Annotated in this window: 22 protein-coding genes and 1 pseudogene; 7 read left to right on the top strand and 16 right to left on the bottom strand. The window is 43.2% G+C overall.

Going from position 1 to position 18,923, the window contains the following annotated elements; translation table 11 throughout:
- Positions 1-740, bottom strand: a 740-nt coding sequence (gene ccmA / locus AOQ29_RS04995; protein WP_061993420.1) for a heme ABC exporter ATP-binding protein CcmA, incomplete at its 3' end; no start/stop codon positions are given.
- 234 nt (positions 741-974) lie between these two features.
- Between ccmA and AOQ29_RS04990 the strand changes: the two genes are divergently transcribed.
- Together AOQ29_RS04990 and AOQ29_RS04985 are read left to right on the top strand one after the other, a co-directional pair.
- The gene (locus AOQ29_RS04990) at positions 975-1,421 is read left to right on the top strand and encodes a LytTR family DNA-binding domain-containing protein (RefSeq protein WP_061993419.1); all 447 of its coding nucleotides are present in this window, start codon (positions 975-977) and stop codon (positions 1,419-1,421) included.
- Entirely contained in the window at positions 1,418-1,885 is a 468-nt protein-coding gene (locus AOQ29_RS04985; RefSeq protein ID WP_061993418.1) for a DUF3021 domain-containing protein, read from the top strand. The genes AOQ29_RS04990 and AOQ29_RS04985 overlap by 4 nt, the downstream gene beginning before the upstream one ends.
- A 281-nt stretch (positions 1,886-2,166) precedes the next feature.
- On the opposite strand, the gene AOQ29_RS04975 is transcribed toward AOQ29_RS04985, so the two are convergent.
- The 3 genes and pseudogenes from AOQ29_RS04975 to pdxS all read right to left on the bottom strand — a co-directional run bounded on the left by AOQ29_RS04975 (position 2,167) and on the right by pdxS (position 4,581).
- Positions 2,167-2,694 carry a GNAT family N-acetyltransferase gene (locus AOQ29_RS04975; protein WP_061993416.1) on the bottom strand — a complete coding sequence of 176 codons (528 nt, stop codon included), beginning with the start codon at positions 2,692-2,694 and terminating at the stop codon, positions 2,167-2,169.
- Between the two features lie 431 nt (positions 2,695-3,125).
- Positions 3,126-3,677: pseudogene (pdxT, locus tag AOQ29_RS04970) on the bottom strand (pyridoxal 5'-phosphate synthase glutaminase subunit PdxT).
- Between the two features lie 19 nt (positions 3,678-3,696).
- Positions 3,697-4,581, bottom strand: coding sequence for a pyridoxal 5'-phosphate synthase lyase subunit PdxS (gene pdxS, locus AOQ29_RS04965; RefSeq protein WP_061993415.1), 885 nt, complete (start codon positions 4,579-4,581; stop codon positions 3,697-3,699).
- Between the two features lie 403 nt (positions 4,582-4,984).
- On the opposite strand from pdxS, the gene AOQ29_RS04960 reads away from it, so the two are divergent.
- Positions 4,985-5,233 carry a hypothetical protein gene (locus AOQ29_RS04960; RefSeq protein WP_061993414.1) on the top strand — a complete coding sequence of 83 codons (249 nt, stop codon included), beginning with the start codon at positions 4,985-4,987 and terminating at the stop codon, positions 5,231-5,233.
- 69 nt (positions 5,234-5,302) lie between these two features.
- Here AOQ29_RS04960 and AOQ29_RS04955 read toward each other — a convergent pair whose 3' ends face one another.
- From AOQ29_RS04955 to AOQ29_RS04945, 3 genes are read right to left on the bottom strand one after another with little or no spacing between them, the layout of a single operon-like run.
- Entirely contained in the window at positions 5,303-5,764 is a 462-nt protein-coding gene (locus AOQ29_RS04955) for an ASCH domain-containing protein (protein ID WP_061993413.1), read from the bottom strand.
- Positions 5,765-5,793: 29 nt separating this feature from the next.
- Positions 5,794-6,456, bottom strand: a complete 663-nt coding sequence (locus AOQ29_RS04950; RefSeq protein ID WP_061993412.1) for an ATP-binding cassette domain-containing protein — start codon at positions 6,454-6,456, stop codon at positions 5,794-5,796.
- 8 nt (positions 6,457-6,464) lie between these two features.
- Entirely contained in the window at positions 6,465-7,211 is a 747-nt protein-coding gene (locus tag AOQ29_RS04945) for a hypothetical protein (protein ID WP_061993411.1), read from the bottom strand.
- Between the two features lie 207 nt (positions 7,212-7,418).
- Here AOQ29_RS04945 and AOQ29_RS04940 point away from each other — a divergent pair, with 207 nt between their 5' ends.
- Together AOQ29_RS04940 and AOQ29_RS04935 are read left to right on the top strand one after the other, a co-directional pair.
- On the top strand, positions 7,419-8,030 hold the full coding sequence (locus AOQ29_RS04940; RefSeq protein ID WP_061993410.1) for a hypothetical protein: 612 nt from the start codon (positions 7,419-7,421) through the stop codon (positions 8,028-8,030).
- Positions 8,020-8,427: a hypothetical protein gene (locus AOQ29_RS04935; protein ID WP_061993409.1), complete on the top strand. Its 408-nt coding sequence runs from the start codon at positions 8,020-8,022 to the stop codon at positions 8,425-8,427. Before AOQ29_RS04940 ends, AOQ29_RS04935 begins: the two co-directional genes overlap by 11 nt.
- A 44-nt stretch (positions 8,428-8,471) precedes the next feature.
- Here the strand turns inward: AOQ29_RS04935 and AOQ29_RS04930 are convergent, their stop codons facing one another.
- From AOQ29_RS04930 to pepV, 7 genes are all read right to left on the bottom strand, one after another.
- Entirely contained in the window at positions 8,472-9,263 is a 792-nt protein-coding gene (locus AOQ29_RS04930) for a PhzF family phenazine biosynthesis protein (protein WP_061993408.1), read from the bottom strand.
- A 151-nt stretch (positions 9,264-9,414) separates the two neighbouring features.
- The gene (gene msrB, locus AOQ29_RS04925) at positions 9,415-9,852 is read right to left on the bottom strand and encodes a peptide-methionine (R)-S-oxide reductase MsrB (protein WP_061993407.1); all 438 of its coding nucleotides are present in this window, start codon (positions 9,850-9,852) and stop codon (positions 9,415-9,417) included.
- 2 nt (positions 9,853-9,854) lie between these two features.
- A complete protein-coding gene (msrA, locus tag AOQ29_RS04920) occupies positions 9,855-10,376 on the bottom strand; it encodes a peptide-methionine (S)-S-oxide reductase MsrA (protein ID WP_061993406.1) in 522 nt (173 codons plus the stop codon).
- A 74-nt stretch (positions 10,377-10,450) separates the two neighbouring features.
- A complete protein-coding gene (gene yihA, locus AOQ29_RS04915; RefSeq protein ID WP_061993405.1) occupies positions 10,451-11,035 on the bottom strand; it encodes a ribosome biogenesis GTP-binding protein YihA/YsxC in 585 nt (194 codons plus the stop codon).
- A gap of 2 nt (positions 11,036-11,037) precedes the next feature.
- Positions 11,038-12,291: an ATP-dependent Clp protease ATP-binding subunit ClpX gene (clpX, locus tag AOQ29_RS04910; protein ID WP_061993404.1), complete on the bottom strand. Its 1,254-nt coding sequence runs from the start codon at positions 12,289-12,291 to the stop codon at positions 11,038-11,040.
- A 120-nt stretch (positions 12,292-12,411) separates the two neighbouring features.
- Complete coding sequence (gene tig, locus AOQ29_RS04905; protein WP_061993403.1) at positions 12,412-13,704, bottom strand: trigger factor; 1,293 nt, start codon at positions 13,702-13,704, stop codon at positions 12,412-12,414.
- Between the two features lie 894 nt (positions 13,705-14,598).
- A complete protein-coding gene (pepV, locus tag AOQ29_RS04900; RefSeq protein ID WP_061993402.1) occupies positions 14,599-16,014 on the bottom strand; it encodes a dipeptidase PepV in 1,416 nt (471 codons plus the stop codon).
- Between the two features lie 244 nt (positions 16,015-16,258).
- Here pepV and AOQ29_RS04895 point away from each other — a divergent pair, with 244 nt between their 5' ends.
- Positions 16,259-17,092, top strand: a complete 834-nt coding sequence (locus AOQ29_RS04895) for an NAD(P)H-hydrate dehydratase (RefSeq protein WP_061993401.1) — start codon at positions 16,259-16,261, stop codon at positions 17,090-17,092.
- A gap of 105 nt (positions 17,093-17,197) precedes the next feature.
- A complete protein-coding gene (locus AOQ29_RS04890; RefSeq protein WP_061993400.1) occupies positions 17,198-18,016 on the top strand; it encodes an exodeoxyribonuclease III in 819 nt (272 codons plus the stop codon).
- Between the two features lie 77 nt (positions 18,017-18,093).
- Here the strand turns inward: AOQ29_RS04890 and AOQ29_RS04885 are convergent, their stop codons facing one another.
- Both AOQ29_RS04885 and AOQ29_RS04880 read right to left on the bottom strand, forming a co-directional pair.
- Positions 18,094-18,627, bottom strand: a complete 534-nt coding sequence (locus AOQ29_RS04885) for a 3'-5' exonuclease (protein WP_061993399.1) — start codon at positions 18,625-18,627, stop codon at positions 18,094-18,096.
- The coding region (locus AOQ29_RS04880; protein WP_114674992.1) for a GNAT family N-acetyltransferase at positions 18,624-18,923 on the bottom strand (300 nt) is incomplete at its 5' end. The genes AOQ29_RS04880 and AOQ29_RS04885, both read right to left, overlap by 4 nt.

Here is an 18,923-nt window from a genome sequence, read left to right as displayed (position 1 = left end):
TAAGATTCTTCCAAGGTAGCCGGTCGGTCAATGTGGGTCACACCGGAAGCCTCGACCACCATCTCTAGGTCACCCGTCAAAACTAAGTGACCGTGGTCAATCAAGACAATCCGGTCGGCCAAATGGCTGACCTCAGTTAATTGATGGCTGGTCAAGACAATCGCCCGGCCACTGGCCGCAATGGCTTCAATCACTGTCCGTAATGACCTGACCAGTTCGACATCCAAGCCATTGGTTGGCTCATCTAAGAGCAAGACTGGGCTATCCTTCAATAAGCCCCGGGCCAAATGAAGGCGTTGCACCATCCCCATCGACAGCTGACTGACCTTTTTGTCCCGATGGTCTTGAAGGTCAACCAGGTCTAACGCCTCGTTGACCTTCATTTTCCTGGTCCGACCTTTCAGGCCAAAGAGGTTGGCAAAGAAAAACAAGTTTTCCGTCACCGTCGCCTGCAAATAAAAGCCGGTACTACCACCGAAGATGGGACTGACTAACTTATTCAGCCGACCTAAGTTACCACTGTAATCTTGGCCGTTAATCAAAATTTGACCATCATCACTGGTTAAAAAGCCAGCGACCATTTTTAACAAGGTCGTCTTGCCGGCCCCATTCGGCCCAATCAAGCCGAGAATTTCACCCCGGTGAACGTCAAAGGACAGGTCATGGACAATCTCTTTGTCACCATAATTTTTACTAATATTTTGTACGGATAAAACTGGCATGGAATTTTTGGCAATCATCGCTGCCCTCCTCGTGTCTTAACATTTGGATTAATCGTTTTGCTGATCAACCAGGTCTTCATTCAAGGTTGATTTTATCCACCGTCACTCTACTCATTGCCTATTAAACCATGACAATTTTAATTTTCCAACCACTTAGGTTTCCAATAGAACCAAATCTTATGAAAATAGAGCATTTATTAAGATTTTAATTTATAGTGATAATAATCAATCCATTCTTAGGGAGATAGGGTAATGAAAGTAACCATACAAATTGACCATGCTGCTAAAACACCAACAATAGTTATTATGACTAAACAATCATCGGTTGATTTAGAAAATTTAGCTCAAAAAATCGAGACGCTTGTTGATAACCAAACCCTTTTCGTCAAAGGGGATAACCACCGCTACGAGCAAGTTTCAATCTCGGCCATTGATCGTATCTACACTGAAAAACAATCTGTCTATTGCCAAATTAATAATCACAAATTTAAAATCCAAAAACGAATATATGAATTACGAAATTTGCTTCCTGACCAAAGTTACTTACAAATTTCTCAATCCGAAATTGTTAATCGTCACTTCATTCGCTGCTTTAAAATTTCTAAAACTGGCTTAGCCCAAGTTATTTTCACCGATGGCCAGTCAACATTCGCTTCCCGTCGCTATATGCAAAAAATCAAAAAGGAGAATCTCAAATGACGAAAAAAATACGCATTTTAATTGTTGGTGCTGGGATTGGTGTTAATATCGGTCTTTTTTCCTCCCTCATCTTTTCATATGTCTTCCAAAGCACCACACTTCAACCGTCTACACCCAATTTTGTTAATCACTTTCACAATCCGATTAGTGCCTTTACTTGGTCGATTATCTTGTGGGCTCTGATGGGTACTCTCTTTGCTGGATCAAGCTTAATCTTTCAAAATGACCGTCTGAGCATCACCAAGCAAACGACCTACCACTTTCTCTTAACTTATACCGGATACACTGCACTTGCACTACTAGCTGGTTGGTTTCCAATCAACTCAACCTGGTTGTTTACTTACTCGATAATCTATCTATTTATTTATTTTTGGATTTGGTATATTTCCATGCGCCAAGCTAAAAAATTAGCTCAAGATTTAAATCAATCCCTCCAAAATCCGACAAATCCCCATCACTCCTAACCAATAAAAAATGGTAAGCATAGCAATTTCAAACTGCCGTGCTTACCATTTATTTTTTATGATTACGATATTTTGTCCAGCACCAGCTCAAGGCCATTAAGACTGCAAAACTGCCTACATTCATTAAGAAGTTATTCAACCACAAAACGCGAGACTGATTCGGTTCAGCTAGTCTGATAATCAAGAAATACAATAAATTAATTACTGTCACCGTGATTATGGCGAAAATTCTTGGGTAGACAGTCATAAATTGAAAAATTTTACTTTTCATTAACGCCCCCTTAGCACCAATTAAGATTGGACTTTATTATTATTATGCGAATTTGGTATAAACGTTTAACTGCCGGTCGAAACCCAGTTCGATCAGCGACGGCAATACTGGCTTCATTTTCTGGGTCGGCTAGTAAGAAGAACTGGCATAGCTTTAATTTTTTCCGAGCGTAGGTCTGCAGAGCTAAAACTGCTTGAGTCATGATGCCCATCCCTTGAAAGGCTCGACCCAACCAATAGCCAAACTCAGCCTGTTTACTTCGCCAATTAAAGTTGTGTAAATCAATCGATCCGGCCACCTTCCCATTCACTAAAATGGTCAATAAGAAAAGTTCCCGTTTCTGATTTTTTTCAATGGCATAAGCTAGAAACCGCCGCTCATCAGTAACAGTCCGAGTTTCACTCGCCCAGGTCATAAACTGTGCCAATTCTTCTCGGTCGGCTTCGATTAACGTATAAAAATCCGAGGCTTGTTCAAGCTCTGGCATAACCAATTGAACTTGTTGTCTTCCAACTGTAAATTCATCAATGACTTTCACAATTGCCTCCCACTAATTTAGGAAATCCGTCTAACAAAGTGTTGGTATCGATAGCCTCTCTAAAACGCTAATTATTTTATAATTTATTTATCATTATATTATCATAATAAAGGTTACTTTTGTATCTTTATTGCCAAAATTTAAAATAAATTACTGAATTTTGTCTTTTATTTTTAGATATTCCTAGAAAACAGCCGAATACATCGGTATTTATTTGCCAATTAAAAGAAAATCAACCCATATCAATTCAAGACAATTATTGGTCTTAATGTTAAGAATAACATTAGAAATTGTGCATAATCGAATCATTGGTACCTTTCCTAACTACCCCATCGACTTTTTCTGATTCAATCGCAACACCAAAAAAAGCCCAGTCAGAGACTGGACTTTCATTCAAAAATATTAGCTATCAAGGTCAAACCGAACTAGCCTTAGGCCTTAACCATGTCTAAGAACATTTGGTGCATCCGTGTATCGTCGGAAAGTTCTGGATGGAAGGCTGTGACCAAGACGTTACCACGCTTAGCAGCGATAATCCGGTCATCATCAATCTTAGCCAAAACTTCAACATCGTCCCCAACTGACTTCAAGTATGGGGCGCGGATAAAGATACCAGGAAAGTTTTGGTCCAAACCAGCGACTGCAATACCGGCTTCAAAGCTGTCGCGTTGACGACCAAAGCCGTTGCGTTCTACGTCACCTTCTAAACCAGCTAAGACATCCGTCTTTGACAGCAGAACTAAGCCAGCGCAGGTACCAAAAACAGGCAAACCGTTTTGAATCTTTTACCGCAAGTCATCAAGCAAATCAAACTTGTTCAACAACTTGAACATCGTGGTACTTTCACCACCAGGCAAAACCAAACCATCGATATCATTGATGTCTTCCTTGGTTTGGATTACCTGAGTCTCAACACCACATTGTTCGAGCATCTTAACGTGTTCGGCTACGGCTCCTTGCAAGCCCAAAATTCCAATTTTCATGGTTGCTACTCCTTCTTACTTAGACACCGCGAGGGGCCATCAAATCGATTTCAGTCAAAGTTGATGTATCGATTCCCTTCATTGGCTTTCCCAAGTTCTTTGAGACTTCGGCTACCAATGCGTAGTCCGTTGGGTTCGCTGTTGCCATAACGATGGCCTTGGCAAACTTAGCTGGGTTTTCTGACTTGAAGATACCTGAACCAACGAAGACCCCATCGGCTCCCAAGTTCATCATCAAGGCAGCATCGGCAGGAGTAGAAATTCCCCCAGCCGCAAAATTAACAACTGGCAACTTACCTGTTTCATGGATTTCTTGAACCAAGTCCAAAGGTGCGCGCAAGTCACGAGCAATCGCCATCAAGTGTTCTGGCTTTTCACCCACGATGTGGCTGATTTGTTGGTTGACCTTTTGCATGTGGCGAACAGCTTCAACAACGTCACCAGTTCCTGGTTCACCCTTAGTCCGCAACATTGAAGCACCTTCACCAATACGGCGCAAGGCTTCACCTAAGTCACGACATCCACAAACGAAAGGTACTGTGTATTCGTCCTTAGCAATATGGTAGTTATCATCGGCAGGTGTCAGAACTTCACTTTCGTCGATGTAATCAACGCCAATGCTTTCCAAAACGTGGGCTTCGGCAATATGACCAATCCGGGCCTTGGCCATCACTGGGATTGAAACAGCCGCCATGATTTCTTCAATCATTGCTGGATCTGACATCCGGGCAACACCACCAGCAGCACGAATATCTGATGGTACTCGTTCAAGGGCCATAACAGCAACGGCACCAGCCTCTTCAGCAATCTTTGCTTGCTCAACGTTGGCGACATCCATGATAACGCCACCCTTTTGCATTTGCGCCATCCCGCGCTTCACAGTAGTTGATCCAGTTTCCTTCATGACGGTTCTTCTCCTAAAACTTATTGTTATTTGTTTTTGTCCAATAAATAACAGCAAAATACGAATAATTGAACAGAATGATTATAACATATTATGCACAAGTTTTAATGATATTCTCATCAATTTTAATAAAAGTTACAAAAGGTAAGATAAAGTCTCGAATAATCAAAAATATCATAGCAAAATTTTATTTTTTACTAGTAAGTACAATTTAGATTGAAATATAGTTCGAAAAATTAAAATTTCCACGTTTTTCATGATTAACAAAAAGAAAACCACAATAATTCTAAAAACACATTGATATTTCGGATTTCATTCTATTTTATTACAATATGATTAGAATACGTGTTACAATAATCATAGAGAAGATTAGAATATTTATAGATGATTGGAGGTCGTGCCTATGACCAATGAAAATACTTCCTTTATCGCAGTTTCACTGCTTATTTTATTAGTACAAGCATTAATTGCTAAATTTACACTTAATACTTGGACCCACTATATCCTCCCCGTCGCCTTTGCCCTAACTTTTCTATTTTCCATTATTTTTATCGGCAAAGATGATGCCCACTGGGTTTCCCTCCTCGTTCTCTTAGTTGCGGGTGACAGCCTCCTCTTGGCAACCGCCAATCAATGTAAGGCAACCTTTTAAACTAAAAAACGGTTCTTAGTCAATTTGACTAGGAACCGTTTTTTCTTGTGTTTAGTAAATCATCATGAATTAATTCAAATCAAAACCTGGATAAACCATATGAAAACTTTCCAAAACAATTGGAGTCTGGTCAGGATCAAAGGTCAAATTGGCCTTTTCAAATTCCTCGGTAAAGAAAGCCTCATGGACTCGGCGCCAATAGGCTAAGGATAGGTCGCCCTCACCTTCGGCAGCAGCATGAAAACGGCTGACGTTGTTATAGGTCTCAATCACCACACCATCATTTTGAATGACACAGACCGGTTCATCAGCGCTATTCAACACAATATCAAAGGCCCCTTCTTCGGGCAAAGGATAATTATCGATCTGATACAATTCTAAGGCACTAGCCGTGGCGGTCTTTTTACCTTTTAAAACTAAGGCCGCCAGTTCATCAGCCTCAACACCAAATTGAAAACTTGATTGCAGTTTGGCATCAGCTGGCACTACACCACTATCTTTGGCAGCTTGGAAAAATTCTTCATTTGTCATGGCTTTTACCTCACTCGCTATTCAGCTTATTACGAGGGCATGGCTTGTAAAACCTTAGCTAAGTCCTCGCCGTGTTTATTAGTAAAATTGCTTAATGAGCCATCAAAAGCAATTTTTTGGTCAGAAATATGAACAACATGGGTCAAATCTGACTCTAATCCTTCGAACTGATGAGTTGTCAAAACAATCGTTTTCCCGTCGCGGACTCCTGCATAAAACATTTTCATCACTTCAGCAGTATGGTACGGATCAAGGTTAGCTAACGGCTCATCAAATAAATATAACTTTCTTGGTATTTGGAGCGTGGCCCAAATCATCACAAAGCGTTTCTCACCACCGGACAAGTTACCATACCGAGTCTGTAAATTTTTTTCAATGATATTTGGCAATGAACCCTGTGTTAAAAAGTTAGCTCCAGCCATTTGTTCAAATAGTGTTAACACCGTCTGAACCGAAACTTCATCAATAAATGGCACTCCCTGAGTTTGATAAACAAGGTCACTTTGGTCTGGAAATTCTAAAAATCCAGCCGGACGATTATTGTCTAGGTTGGCAATTTGATCTAAAATAACCGTTTTACCAACTCCATTATTACCAATTAGCAAATTAACCTGCTCGTCTACTAAGGTAAAGCTCGCATCATATACCAAGGTCTTGTAGTTAATTTGAATATCACAATTTTTAACTTGCATTTTTTCTCCTAAGCTCGAGTATGAATCGATGAAACCGGTACTCGCTTCAATAAAAACCCACCGATCCCAATTATCAAAAGAACCGGTAAAATGACCGCTAACACTGCGAATGTCGTTAAGTGATTTAAATGGTAAAAGAGATAACCCACATCAACTGTTAACGAATACATATCAACCAAATTAAAACCAATCCGAGCGAGCAATCCCTGAGGTTGGTTACCTACTAGATAAATTCCGAGGACAATATAGGTGGTTAGCACCATCGAAATACTCGATTGCTTCATTTTCGCCACTAAAAACACAGTTGCTGCTAAAGAAACGACGATATCAACACAAAAGGCAGTCACTAAAATTAGAGCTAATACTGGTAAATCAAATGAACTCGTGCTGATTTGATACAACAAGGCAACAGCAATGATTTGAAGTAAATTCAGGCATAAGTTAATCAAAAAATTAGATAAGAAAATTAATAGCTTATTCCCGACAATCGAAGTAAAAGTCTTTAAAAAATTTGTTTCGCGCATGACTAAAATTGTCATTACCCAGCCATTTAAGACACCAGTTACGACCATATAGGCAACAATTGGAATTAAGGTATTTAACTGATTAGTTGTGCCAATGTGATGATGATTTCCTGATACAACGTTAAACAATAGATAGGCTAGGGGCATCACAAACGAGTAGAGAAACACAATTTTATTATCAAGTGCTACCTTCAAATTAAACGTACAAAGTGCTCGAACCTTTTTAAACATACACTCCCCATCTCTTTACCTTACTATAAATAATAATTACCTAATCATATTATCATTTATATATAATAAACCATATTAGATTATTTTTCACAACAATTCTAACCTATATTATTTATCTTACTTCTTGTCATTTATGCCAACCGTCTTCCCTTTTCAATTCCGACCATGTTACAATGACGGCGAAAATTAGTAGTAAGGAGGCGTTCAATGACCATTGACCACCATGCTGACCAGCCGATTCAAGACCTTGCACAACGAGCTCACGACCAAATCATGGGTCCTAACCTCGACAACGAAAATCTAACCACCTACCTCGATTTAGCAGGAATTAGAGCTGGACTGGCAGACTTTGCTGGTCTCGAAGTTAGCTCTTGCCTCCGTTATTACCAGGAATACCAGCAAAGCGAAATCCTAGTTGCAGCAGACTTACCCGTCCCAGACCAGGTCTATCGCTTTGCTCAAGGACTTGGAATCCTGCTACTGGACTGGCAGGTTAATTTGTCAAGAACACCGATTCTCAACCCGGCCTTGATTACTGCTGACCTGCCGCAGTCACAGGATTACCTCCTCCTAGACTACCAGGTCCGTGCAAATACCAAGAGCGACCGAGCTAGCAAGACCGATTTAGCTATTTTCACCGAGCACTTCCTGGTTCCCGACCAAACTGCCCAACCATTATTAGATCGGCTCGACTGGGAAAATCAATCCATTGGTCAACTCACCCAAAAATTCAGTTTAATTTATCTGGTCAGTGAGACCATCGCCTACCACCGGTTAACTGACCTACTACCAGTTCAGGAGGATTTCCATGCCGACTAAGCGAACCAATAAAATCGAACAGGCTCTTTTAGCCACCCCAATTCTTTCGTCCACCATTAAAAATCAAATCATCAAAGAAAACGTCGAAACCCTCCGCAGCCATATCATCAATAACGACTTGGCAACTGCCATCCAAGGACACCTAATCACGGAGTTAAAGTCCAAACTCGCCTTGCGCCGGTGGCTGATCATTTCGATTAGTCTCTACTTCGTCTTTGTGACCATCGCCATCCTGGCGATTGCCATCTTTTTAGCCCAGGTAGTCGCCGTCAAAGTCCAAAGTTACCTAATTACCGGCCTTTTTAGCAACCTAATTGGCCTCCTGGTTATCATCTACCGCTATGCCTTCGCGGACACGTCCAAGCTTATTCATGAACTCGCAACTTTGACTAAATAAAAACATCAGCCACAGAATCATGTGGCTGATGTTTTTGCTTGGCATTAAATCGCTAAATTAACTTCACTTTCGGAGTACAAGACCGCTGGACCACTAAGCTTGGTCCGGTCACCCAAATACTCGCAATGCAGGATACCTGACCGTGGTGAGGCCTGGAGGGCCTTCAAATCCTTTTTACCAAGTCGTTCCGACCAGTATGGGGCAATGTGGCAGTGGCCACTCCCGCAAACTGGGTCTTCAGGAATGCCCAACTTCGGTGCGAATGACCGTGACACACAGTCGTACTCGTCATCGACAACCGCCGTGGCGTGCTGGGCCATGCCATCGAGCTTCTTGAGTTTCTCCATATCTGGGTCCATCTTAGCAATGTCAGTTCCCTGTGGGAAGACACAAAGGAGGTCGCGACCCACATAAGCTGCATCAGGCTTAAGCCCGTAGGCTTCAGTCATCGCTGCCGTAACCGGAACCGCCTTCAAGTCATAGGTTGGGAAGTTCATTTCATAGTAGTCGCCCTTCTTGGTGACCGTCAAGTCCCCACTAATGGTGTTAAAGACGACGGGTCCCCCATCGGCCGGTGGGTCTAATCGGTAAACCAAAAAGCCAGTTGCCAACGTGGCATGACCACACAAATCAATTTCGCCGGCTGGTGAGAACCAGCGTAGATCGTAATGATTACTGTCGCGCTTAATGGCGAAGGCCGTTTCTGACAACTTATTTTCCATCGCAATATTTTGCATCATCTTATCGCTCGGGAACTTCTCGATAAAGAGAACGGCCGCAGGGTTGCCCTTAAAAATTTCTTTTGCAAATGCATCAACAACGTAACTTTTAACCATTATTTACTCCCATCACAACTCAATATGTTCAATCTTTGCCACTATTCTACCACTGCACCCGGGAGATGGTCCTAGTCAGAGTAGCTTTGCTGACGTTAATTTGTCCAATAAAAAAATCTCACCCGCTAACGAGTGAGATTTGAATCATTTATTAGTTAAACAAGTAAGTATACTTGCCGTAACCTTCTTTTTCCAAGTCTTCCTTAGGAACAAAGCGCAAGGCCGCAGAGTTAATGCAGTAGCGCAACCCACCTTGGTCGACAGGTCCATCATTGAAGACGTGACCCAAGTGAGAGTCGGCTTCACCAGAACGAACTTCCGTCCGGGTCATACCAAATGAACTATCAGTTGATTCATTCAAATCAGCTTCATCAATTCCCTTGGTAAATGAAGGCCAACCACAACCTGAGTCGTACTTGTCAGTTGATGAAAACAAAGGTTCACCAGAGACAACATCAACGAAGATACCATCATCCCACCACTGGTCATACTTACCGGTAAAGGCTCGTTCAGTCGCAGCGTTTTGTGTTACTTCGTATTGCTCTTCAGTTAATTTTTGCTTTAATTCTTCTTTATCATACTTTGCCATTGTTACTTGTCCCCCCAATACTTTGCTTGATACTGGTGCCGAGGCCCCATCATCATGGCTTCCCGCAAGGGATCCTTTTGATAGAAGTCTTGGTGGTACTCTTCGGCTTCATAGAAAGGCTTGGCATCTTCGATTGATGTCACGATTGGCTTGTCGAAGCGGCCAGAATCGTTTAATTCTTGCTTTGATGCTTCGGCGATTTGCCGTTGTTCAGGTGAATTAACAAAGATAACCGGGCGGTAAGAATCACCCCGGTCAGCAAACTGGCCCATCGCATCTGTTGGGTCAGCAACTTGCCAGTATAGTTCAACCAAGTCCTTGTATGAGTATTGATCTGGGTCAAACCAAATCTTTACCGCTTCGGTATGTCCAGTGGTATGTGAACATACTTCTTCGTAGGTTGGGTTAGCCACGTGGCCACCCGTGTAACCGGAACGGACCTTTTCAATACCTGGTAACGAATCAAATGGTTCGACCATGCACCAAAAACATCCTCCAGCGAAAATTGCAGTATCTTGTGCCATTGCGCAATACCTCCTACTTACTATTGTAAACGGAACCGAAAATTAGTCAATGGTATAGTTGTCTTTTTATAAAATCAAAGACGGTCTTCAATCCATTGCCAAACTTCATCTTTCCCAGACTTAGTCTGGGATGAGAAGAACATGAAGTCTGAGTTTTCACCGTTAAATTCAACGGTTTTCTTGATAATCGACTCTGCTTGGTTTAATTTCCCACGTGAAACTTTGTCCGCCTTAGTAGCGACCAAAAGCACTGGAATGTTATAGTAATCCAACCATTGGTACATCATGACATCTTCTTCACTGGGCTTATGACGGGCGTCAACCAATGAGATAACGCCTCGCAATTGCTTCCGGGAGGTAATGTAAGTTTCAATCATCTCACCGAAGGCTTCCCGCTTCTTTTTGGAAACCTTGGCATAACCATAACCGGGAACATCGACGAAGTATAATTCGCCTTCAACATCATAGAAGTTCAATGTCTGAGTTTTCCCAGGTTGACTTGATGTCCGTGCAAAGTTCTTACGATTAATCAGCGTGTTCGTCAATGATGATTTACCAACATTTGACCGCCCCACTAGGGCAAATTCAGCCCGACCATCGGTCGGATATTGGCTCGGCGCAACTGCCGACATCACCATTTCAACGTTATGAACATCCATACTTAATCCTTTTTATCTTTCTTTAAAACCAATTTAGGTTCCTGACCATTTGTCACGGAATCCTTAGTGATGATGACCTTTTCGATATCATCACGACTTGGAATTTCATACATGATGTCTTTCATCACGTTTTCAATAATTGACCGCAAGCCACGGGCCCCGGTTCCTCGTTCGATTGCCAAATCAGCCATCGCTGACAAAGCATCAGAGTCGAATTCCAAATCAACATCGTCCAAGCCCAACAAGGCCTGGTATTGCTTAACGAGGGCGTTCTTTGGTTGAGTCAAAATATGAGTCAAATCTTCAACCGTCAACTCAGCCAAAACCGTAATGATTGGCAACCGACCAATAAATTCTGGAATCAAACCAAACTTAGTTAAGTCTTCTGGTTCAACATTATCCAAAATGTTAGCCTTATCCAAAGCCTTAGCTTGGTCAGAAGTACTTGATCCAAAGCCAATAACACGGCTACCAAGACGTTCCTTGATTTGTGTATCCAAGCCCGCGAAGGCCCCACCAACGATAAAGAGAATGTTGGTTGTATCAACCTGAATTAATTCTTGTTGGGGGTGCTTACGACCACCTTGTGGTGGAACAGAAGCAATGGTACCTTCCAACATCTTCAACAAGGCCTGTTGGACCCCTTCACCAGAAACATCACGGGTGATTGAAACGTTTTCAGATTTCTTAGCAATCTTGTCAATTTCATCAACATAAATGATTCCGCGTTGGGCAGATTCAACATCAAAGTCGGCTGCTTGGAGCAACTTCAAAAGAATGTTTTCAACATCTTCTCCAACATACCCAGCTTCGGTCAAAGTCGTGGCATCCGCAATGGCAAATGGTACCTGCAAAATCTTAGCCAATGATTGGGCCAAGTACGTCTTTCCAGAACCGGTTGGTCCCAGCAAGGCGATGTTTGATTTTTGCAATTCAACATCGGTTGTCTTCAATGCATTTTCGTTTACACGCTTGTAGTGGTTATAAACCGCCACTGCCAAAGTCTTCTTGGCGTCGTCTTGACCAATCACGTAATCGTTTAGGTTTTCAACGATTTCTTTTGGTGTTGGTAGAGTCAATTGTTGGTCTTGTTGGTCAACTTTAAGCTCTTCTTGAATGATTTGATCAGCTAATTCGATACATTCATTACAAATATAGAGCCCATCAGGACCCGCAACTAACTTCTTGACTTCATCAGCTTCCTTACCACAAAAAGAGCAGTGGACTGGAGTCGTTTCATCTGGTGTTTGTACCATGACATCCCCCTCTAAATCGATTCGTTGGTGGTCTCACTCAACCACCCTTGTGCTCGTGCCTATGTTCAGTGCTCGCGTAGGCTATGTAAGAAAAAAAGCCCCGTCGGGCTTTTTAACGGCTTACTTTGCCTTTGCAGATGAAACAATCTTATCAACGACTGCCTTCATAGCAATGTCATGCTTCAACAAATCATCTGACAATGATTGTTTAACTTGTTCTTCAGAGATGTTGTATTGGTCAGCCAATGACTTAACTTCGGCTGCAACTTCTTCTTCAGATGGTTGTACATTTTCGGCCTTAACAATTGCTTCCAAGACCAAGTTGATCTTAACGCGGTTGTCAGCACCTTGTTCAAATTGTTGCTTGAATGATTCTTGTGTTTGACCAGAAATTTGGAAGAACATTTCTGGTGAAATACCTTGTTGTTGCAATTGACCAAGGTATTGTTGCATTTGACGGTCAACATCTTCGTCAATCATTTCTTGCGGAATTGAACCACCAACAACTTCAGCATTGTCAACGGCAGCTTGAACGGCTGCGTCTTCGAATTCATCAGCTGCGGCTTGGTCGCGAGCTTCTTGCAAGTTCTTCTTTGTCTTTTCCTTCAATTCTGCCAAAGTTTCAACGTCTTCGTCGACATCCTTAGCAAATTCGTCGTCCAATTCAGGCAATGACTTACGCTTGATTTCGTGAAGCTTAACTTCAAACAAAGCTTCCTTACCAGCTAAGTCCTTAGCTTGGTATTCGGCTGGGAAGGTAACCTTAACGTCAACATCTTCACCAGCAGTATGACCAACCAATTGTTCTTCGAAGCCAGGAATAAATGATCCTGAACCCAATTCCAAAGAGTAATCCTTGGCTTGGCCACCTTCGAAGTGGTCACCATCAACAGAACCATCAAAGTCGATTACGACAGTATCGCCGTTTTCAGCCTTAGTTCCATCTTCTTGCAAAACCAATTCAGCTTGGTTTTCTTGTTGGCGCTTGATTTCAGCATCAACGTCTTCATCGGCAACAGTTGCATCGTTCTTTTCAACTGCCAAACCAGTGTAGTCACCCAACTTGATTTCAGGGGCTACGGCGAAGTCAGCCTTCATTTCCCAGTCAGCACCCTTGTTCATTGAAACAGGGGCGATGTCAGGGCGACCAACGATTGTCAAACCTTGTTCTGCGATTGCGGCATCAAATGCAGCAGGCAAAACAATGTCCATTACGTCTTGGTACAATGCTTCTTCACCAAACTTTTGTAAGAACATTGACATTGGTACCTTCCCCTTACGGAAGCCAGGTACTGAAATCTGGTTCTTGTTCTTGTCAAAAGCTGGCTTCAAGGCGTTTTGTACATCCGCTTGAGCGATAGTAAATTCTAGTGTACCGCGGTTTGCATCCGCAGCAGCTGTCCATTTAGACATGTTAAATCCTCCAAAAATAAGTTCTATATAATTTTAGACCAAATGGCCAATTTTATCAAGGTCGGTGGCCAATATGTCTTGCTTTCCTTGGGCAAAAGTCGCAAATTCTGAATTCATTAACCCACTTAGCCAATAAACTAGACCAAATCAAAATTTTGCCTGGATTTTCAGCACTGCTTTCTGCAAATATTCGAACCGACTTCATAAAATTAAAACCTCACAAGTCTGGTATCAGTATTTCAAAAAAAGAGCTGCAAAATAGCTTGCAGCTAAAAGAAAATATGACGATCAATCAAGCACCCATTGGATAATGCAGCTGTCATCGATTGACTTGGATGCAAAATTTACTTTTTGCGGAAGTGAAATAAGTAATGCAAAAATAAGTCAATCGCAATCAAGATAAGGGTTCCAAATGATAACAAAAGTTCTAAGTCATTCACTGTTACTTTATGCACGTCAGCTTCTCCTTCCAATGGGCGTCGTTTCACGGTTGGTTCCCAACCAAACTAGCACCCATTTTTAAAGATAACCGCCACTTACTCGACAAAATTATACCATAAGGGAAACCGCCATAAAAGCCTTTATATCAGACTTTATGCCGGTTTTTATTGTTATAAAACTTTTAGAAATTTTATTTCTAATATCGTTGACTTTGTTGATGAATTTGGAAGGTCAACGGTTTACTGAAAGCATAAAAATAAGCACTGGGATTTGCGTGCGCAGATGGTTTATCTTTTGTTTTTCAACAAAATAATTTTAATATTTCAAAGAAATTGCTAGCAGCTTCTCTTTTAAGTAAGAGGATTGGTAGCAATTTTTTATTTTTTTGCTTATTCATAACTCAACTCACTCCAAAACAAAAAACCCGACTCTCGTCAGGCTTTTTACAAACAATTATTCTGGCAGGTTAGCCAAATCAGCAACCGCTTGACCATAGATTCCCATTGAACGAACCAAGTCGTCCACAAGGGCAAATTCGTCAACTTGGTGCATCTTATCAGGTGAGTCTGGGAACAAGGCCCCAAAGGCAACCCCACGTTCCATCAAACGGCCGTAAGTTCCACCACCAATAACTTGGTCATGGGCTGGCAAGCCAGTTTGGTCGTGGTAGATGCCCAACAAAGTCTTAACAACGGGGTCTTCAGGTGAAACGTAGTGTGGTACCTGAGCGTGACCACCAATTTTGGCTTCGTAATCCCATTCTGGCATCGCATCGTTCAACTTAGCTTCGATAAATTCAGGTTCAATTCCCTTTGGATAACGGAAGTTATAGTTGATATAAACCCCTTCGTCCAAATTAAACTTTTGAATTCCAACGTTCATTGACAAGGCACCCATGACATCATCGACATGGTCAACGCCCAAAATCTTTCCAGTTGGGTCATCGTGTGATAATTCACCCAAGTACTTCAAGAAGTGAGCGGCTGTGCCACCAAAGTTATATTGGTCCAAGAACTTAGCCAAGTAAGTTCCCGCATTTTCACCAGTTTCTGGCAAAGATCCGTGAACCTGCTTACCCAACAATTCGAAGTCAACCTTCTCACCATCAGGTGTAACTGAACCACGGACTTGTGGGTTATTGGCCAAGAAGGTCGCAAAGTCGGTAACTGTTTGGTCAGGGTCCAAACCAAAGACAGTGGCCCGGGCAACACCGGGAACCATGTTCGTCCGGATACCTGAATCAAATGACAAAAGCTGAGCATCGTCACCATTAGTAGCTGGTGATGTGATGTTAACTTGCAAGTTTCCCTTTTCACCGTTAATGATTGGGTATTCGGCATCTGGTGAGAAACCAAAGGCTGGAGCTGGTTCAACTTCGAAGTAACGAGTCATCCCCGTCCAGTCGTTTTCTTCATCAGTTCCGAAAATCAAACGAACTCGGCGCTTCAATGGCAAATTCAAATCGCGAATCATCTTGAAACCGTAGTAAGCGGCCAAACCGGGGCCTTTATCATCTGAGGCTCCACGGGCAATTACCTTGCCGTCTTCGATAACTGGACCAAAGGGATCAGTTGACCAGCCTTCACCGGCTGCCATAACGTCAACGTGAGACAACAAGGCCACGTATTCATCAGCGTCCTTGGGACCAATTTCAATATAACCGGCCAAATTGTCGATGTTTTTGGTCACAAAACCATCGCGATCAGCCAATGCCAAGATATGAACCAAGGCATCCTTGGGACCAGGTCCCAATGGAGCATCCTTAGTTGCCTTGCTATCATCACGCACAGAAGGAATACTCAAAAAGTCCTTCAAATCAGACAAGAAAGCTTGTTCCTCTTCCTTTGCCTTTGCCTGCCAATCAATCATTCAAAGCCTCCTTGAAGAAAGTCTATCCAAGCCCTTTCTCACTGTTTTCTTATGTTTTTCACTATTTATTTTCATTATACACTTGTCCCAAGAGTTGGGTCTACCGCTCGTCAGGTAAATTTTCAGAGACTCTAACCTGGGATGTCTCTCAAATACTCATCCTTCCTGCAAATTAACGTCCCCACCGGCCAACAATTGTCGTCCGCCAAATTCAAGCGTAAAATACCAAGCAGAGAGGTAGATTATGCAAACACTTAGTGAACAAATCGTCCGCAACGTTGTCCAACCCCGACCACAGGTCGCCCACAAAGGAACCTTTGGCCGGGTCTTAATTGTGGCCGGGTCGCAATCCTTTGGTGGTGCCGCCATCATGAATGCCCAAGCAGCAGTATATTCCGGTGCTGGTCTCGTAACCGTAGCCACGGACCCAAGTAACAAGACTGCCCTGCTAGCCCGTCTGCCGGAAGCGATGGTCGTTGATTTTAACCAAGACTTAACACCTTTAATCGACTCAGCCAATGTCATCTTAATCGGTTCAGGATTAGGTGATGAATTTTTTATCCTGCAAAAAGTCTTTAGTCGGACTCGGGCCGACCAAGTGGTCATCATCGACGGATCAGCTTTGACCATGATGGCCCACAAGGGTCTTAGTCTTCCGGCCGGTCAGGTTATCTTGACTCCACACCAAATGGAATGGCAGCGGCTCAGTCAAGTTGCTATTGCCGACCAGGGCCAAGCAGAAAATAACCAGCAAGCTTTGCAAAAATTAGCAAGCTACCACGACCTACCAATTTTGGTTTTGAAGTCCGACCGGACTCAGGTATACTTAAAAAATGACCTTTACCAATTAACCGTTGGCGGGCCCTACCAGGCAACCGGCGGCATGGGTGATACCCTTGCCGGCATGGTCGCCGGCTTTGCTGCCCAATTTCAACCACTTGACCAAGCTGTCTTGGCTGCCGTTTATAGCCACTCGGCAATCGCGGCTGACTTAGCTAAAACGGCCTACGTAACCCTGCCAACGGCTATTGCCCAATCGTTGCCGGCCTACATGCAAAAAATGGCTCAGGCTGATTAAGCTTAGTTAGCCTGAGTGCCAGTCTGGTCAGCGGTCGTTTTTACATCACCGGTTGTAGCCAACAAGTATTTAATTTCAATACACAAATTTAAGGGAGTTAGATTAATGAAATTTATTTCGTGGAACATTGATTCAATCAACGCCGCCGTCGAGCATAGTTCTGATAGAGGCCAGATGACCTGGGCAACCTTGGAAAATTTGGCTGCCGCCCAACCGGACGTCCTGGCCATCCAAGAAACCAAATTAAAGGACTCCGGCCTGACGAAGAAGCACTCGGCCGCCTTGACTGACCTCTTCCCCGACTATCATATCTATACCAACTCATCAACAGCCCGCAAATCTTATGCTGGAACGATGATGATTTCTAAGGAAGAACCTCTATCAGTCGATTATCCAACGATTGGTGCCCCGGGTGAAATGGACCAAGAAGGACGGATTATCACCCTGGAATTTCCAACTTTCTACGTTTCAACCGTTTATACACCCAATGCCGGATCAAAGCTCGACCGGTTGGCCGACCGCCAAGCCTGGGATGATGCCTACCGGGCCTACATCGATGGTTTGAATGCCAAGAAGCCGGTTATTTTCTCCGGCGACTTTAACATCGCCCACGAAGAAATCGATTTGAAGCACCCAACCACTAATCACCATTCGGCCGGCTTTACCGACGAGGAACGCGAGAAGTTCACCCTCCTCCTCGACAACGGGTATACCGACACCTTCCGAGCTACCCATCCCGACCAAGGCGACCTCTACACTTGGTGGGCCCAACGAGTAAAGACCTCTAAGGTCAACAACTCCGGTTGGCGGATTGACTACTACCTTGTTTCTGACAAGATTGCCGACAAGGTGACAGCTAGCACGGTCGTTGACACCGGTGCGCGCCAAGACCACGCACCAATTGAACTCGAAATTGATTTATAAAAAAGTCAGAACAATCTGACCAAAATAAAAATGCTACTAAGACCTGGTTTCAACCACCCGGGCTTAGCAGCATTTTTTTATTTATTACGGACGTATTCTTTCAAAACATCATTGCCAAACAATTGGCTTTGATGGATTAAAATTTGCGCACAGGCCAAGGAATCAGCCAAGGCGTTGTGATGGTTATCTAAGCGGACTTTCAAAGCCGCCGAAACCGTGTTTAATTTGTGATTTGGTAAGTCAGGCAATAACCGTCGCGAGGTTTGGACGGTGTCCAAAATCTGGTAATGAGCTTCCGGCAGACCATAGTAGTCCAGGCAGGCCCGCAAAACCGAGGCATCGAAATTAGCATTATGGGCCACTACCAACTTTTCTTCGGTAAAGAGTGGCGCAATTGTTGGCCAAATCTCGTCGAAAGTTGGCGCATCGACAACATCCTTGGGATAAATCCCGTGGATTTGCGAGTTACGAGCCGAAAATGGTGTCGGTGGCTTAATCAATGAGTAAAACTGGTCGACTACTTTGTCATCGCGGACAACCGCTAAGGCCAAAGAAACAGCGGAATGGCGCTGGTTACTAGCCGTTTCAAAATCAAAAGCAACAAAGTTCATGATAAAAGCAACTCCATTTTCATCAAATTTGCCTGGCGACCGGAACTCAGTTGAATGGGTTGGGTTTCTTCCCCAACCTCAACAAAACCGACCGCCTTGTAGAGGTGGCGGGCCGGGGCATTGGCCTCATCGACATCGAGCCAGATATTGTCGTAACCAACTTTTTTGGCCCAATCAATCATTGCTTCCAGTGTCAGTCGACCCAACCCTTGGTTTTGGAAGTCGGCTAAAATGGCAACACCGACTTCACCATCCAGGATAGATCCCATGCCAACCGGACCAGCAACTTTCGGCCC

This window comes from Fructobacillus ficulneus, from assembly GCF_001047075.2.
Classification (GTDB): Bacteria; Bacillota; Bacilli; order Lactobacillales; family Lactobacillaceae; genus Fructobacillus; species Fructobacillus ficulneus.
Note: the sequence above shows the minus strand (reverse complement) of the source record. Positions and strands in the feature narration are given on the sequence as shown.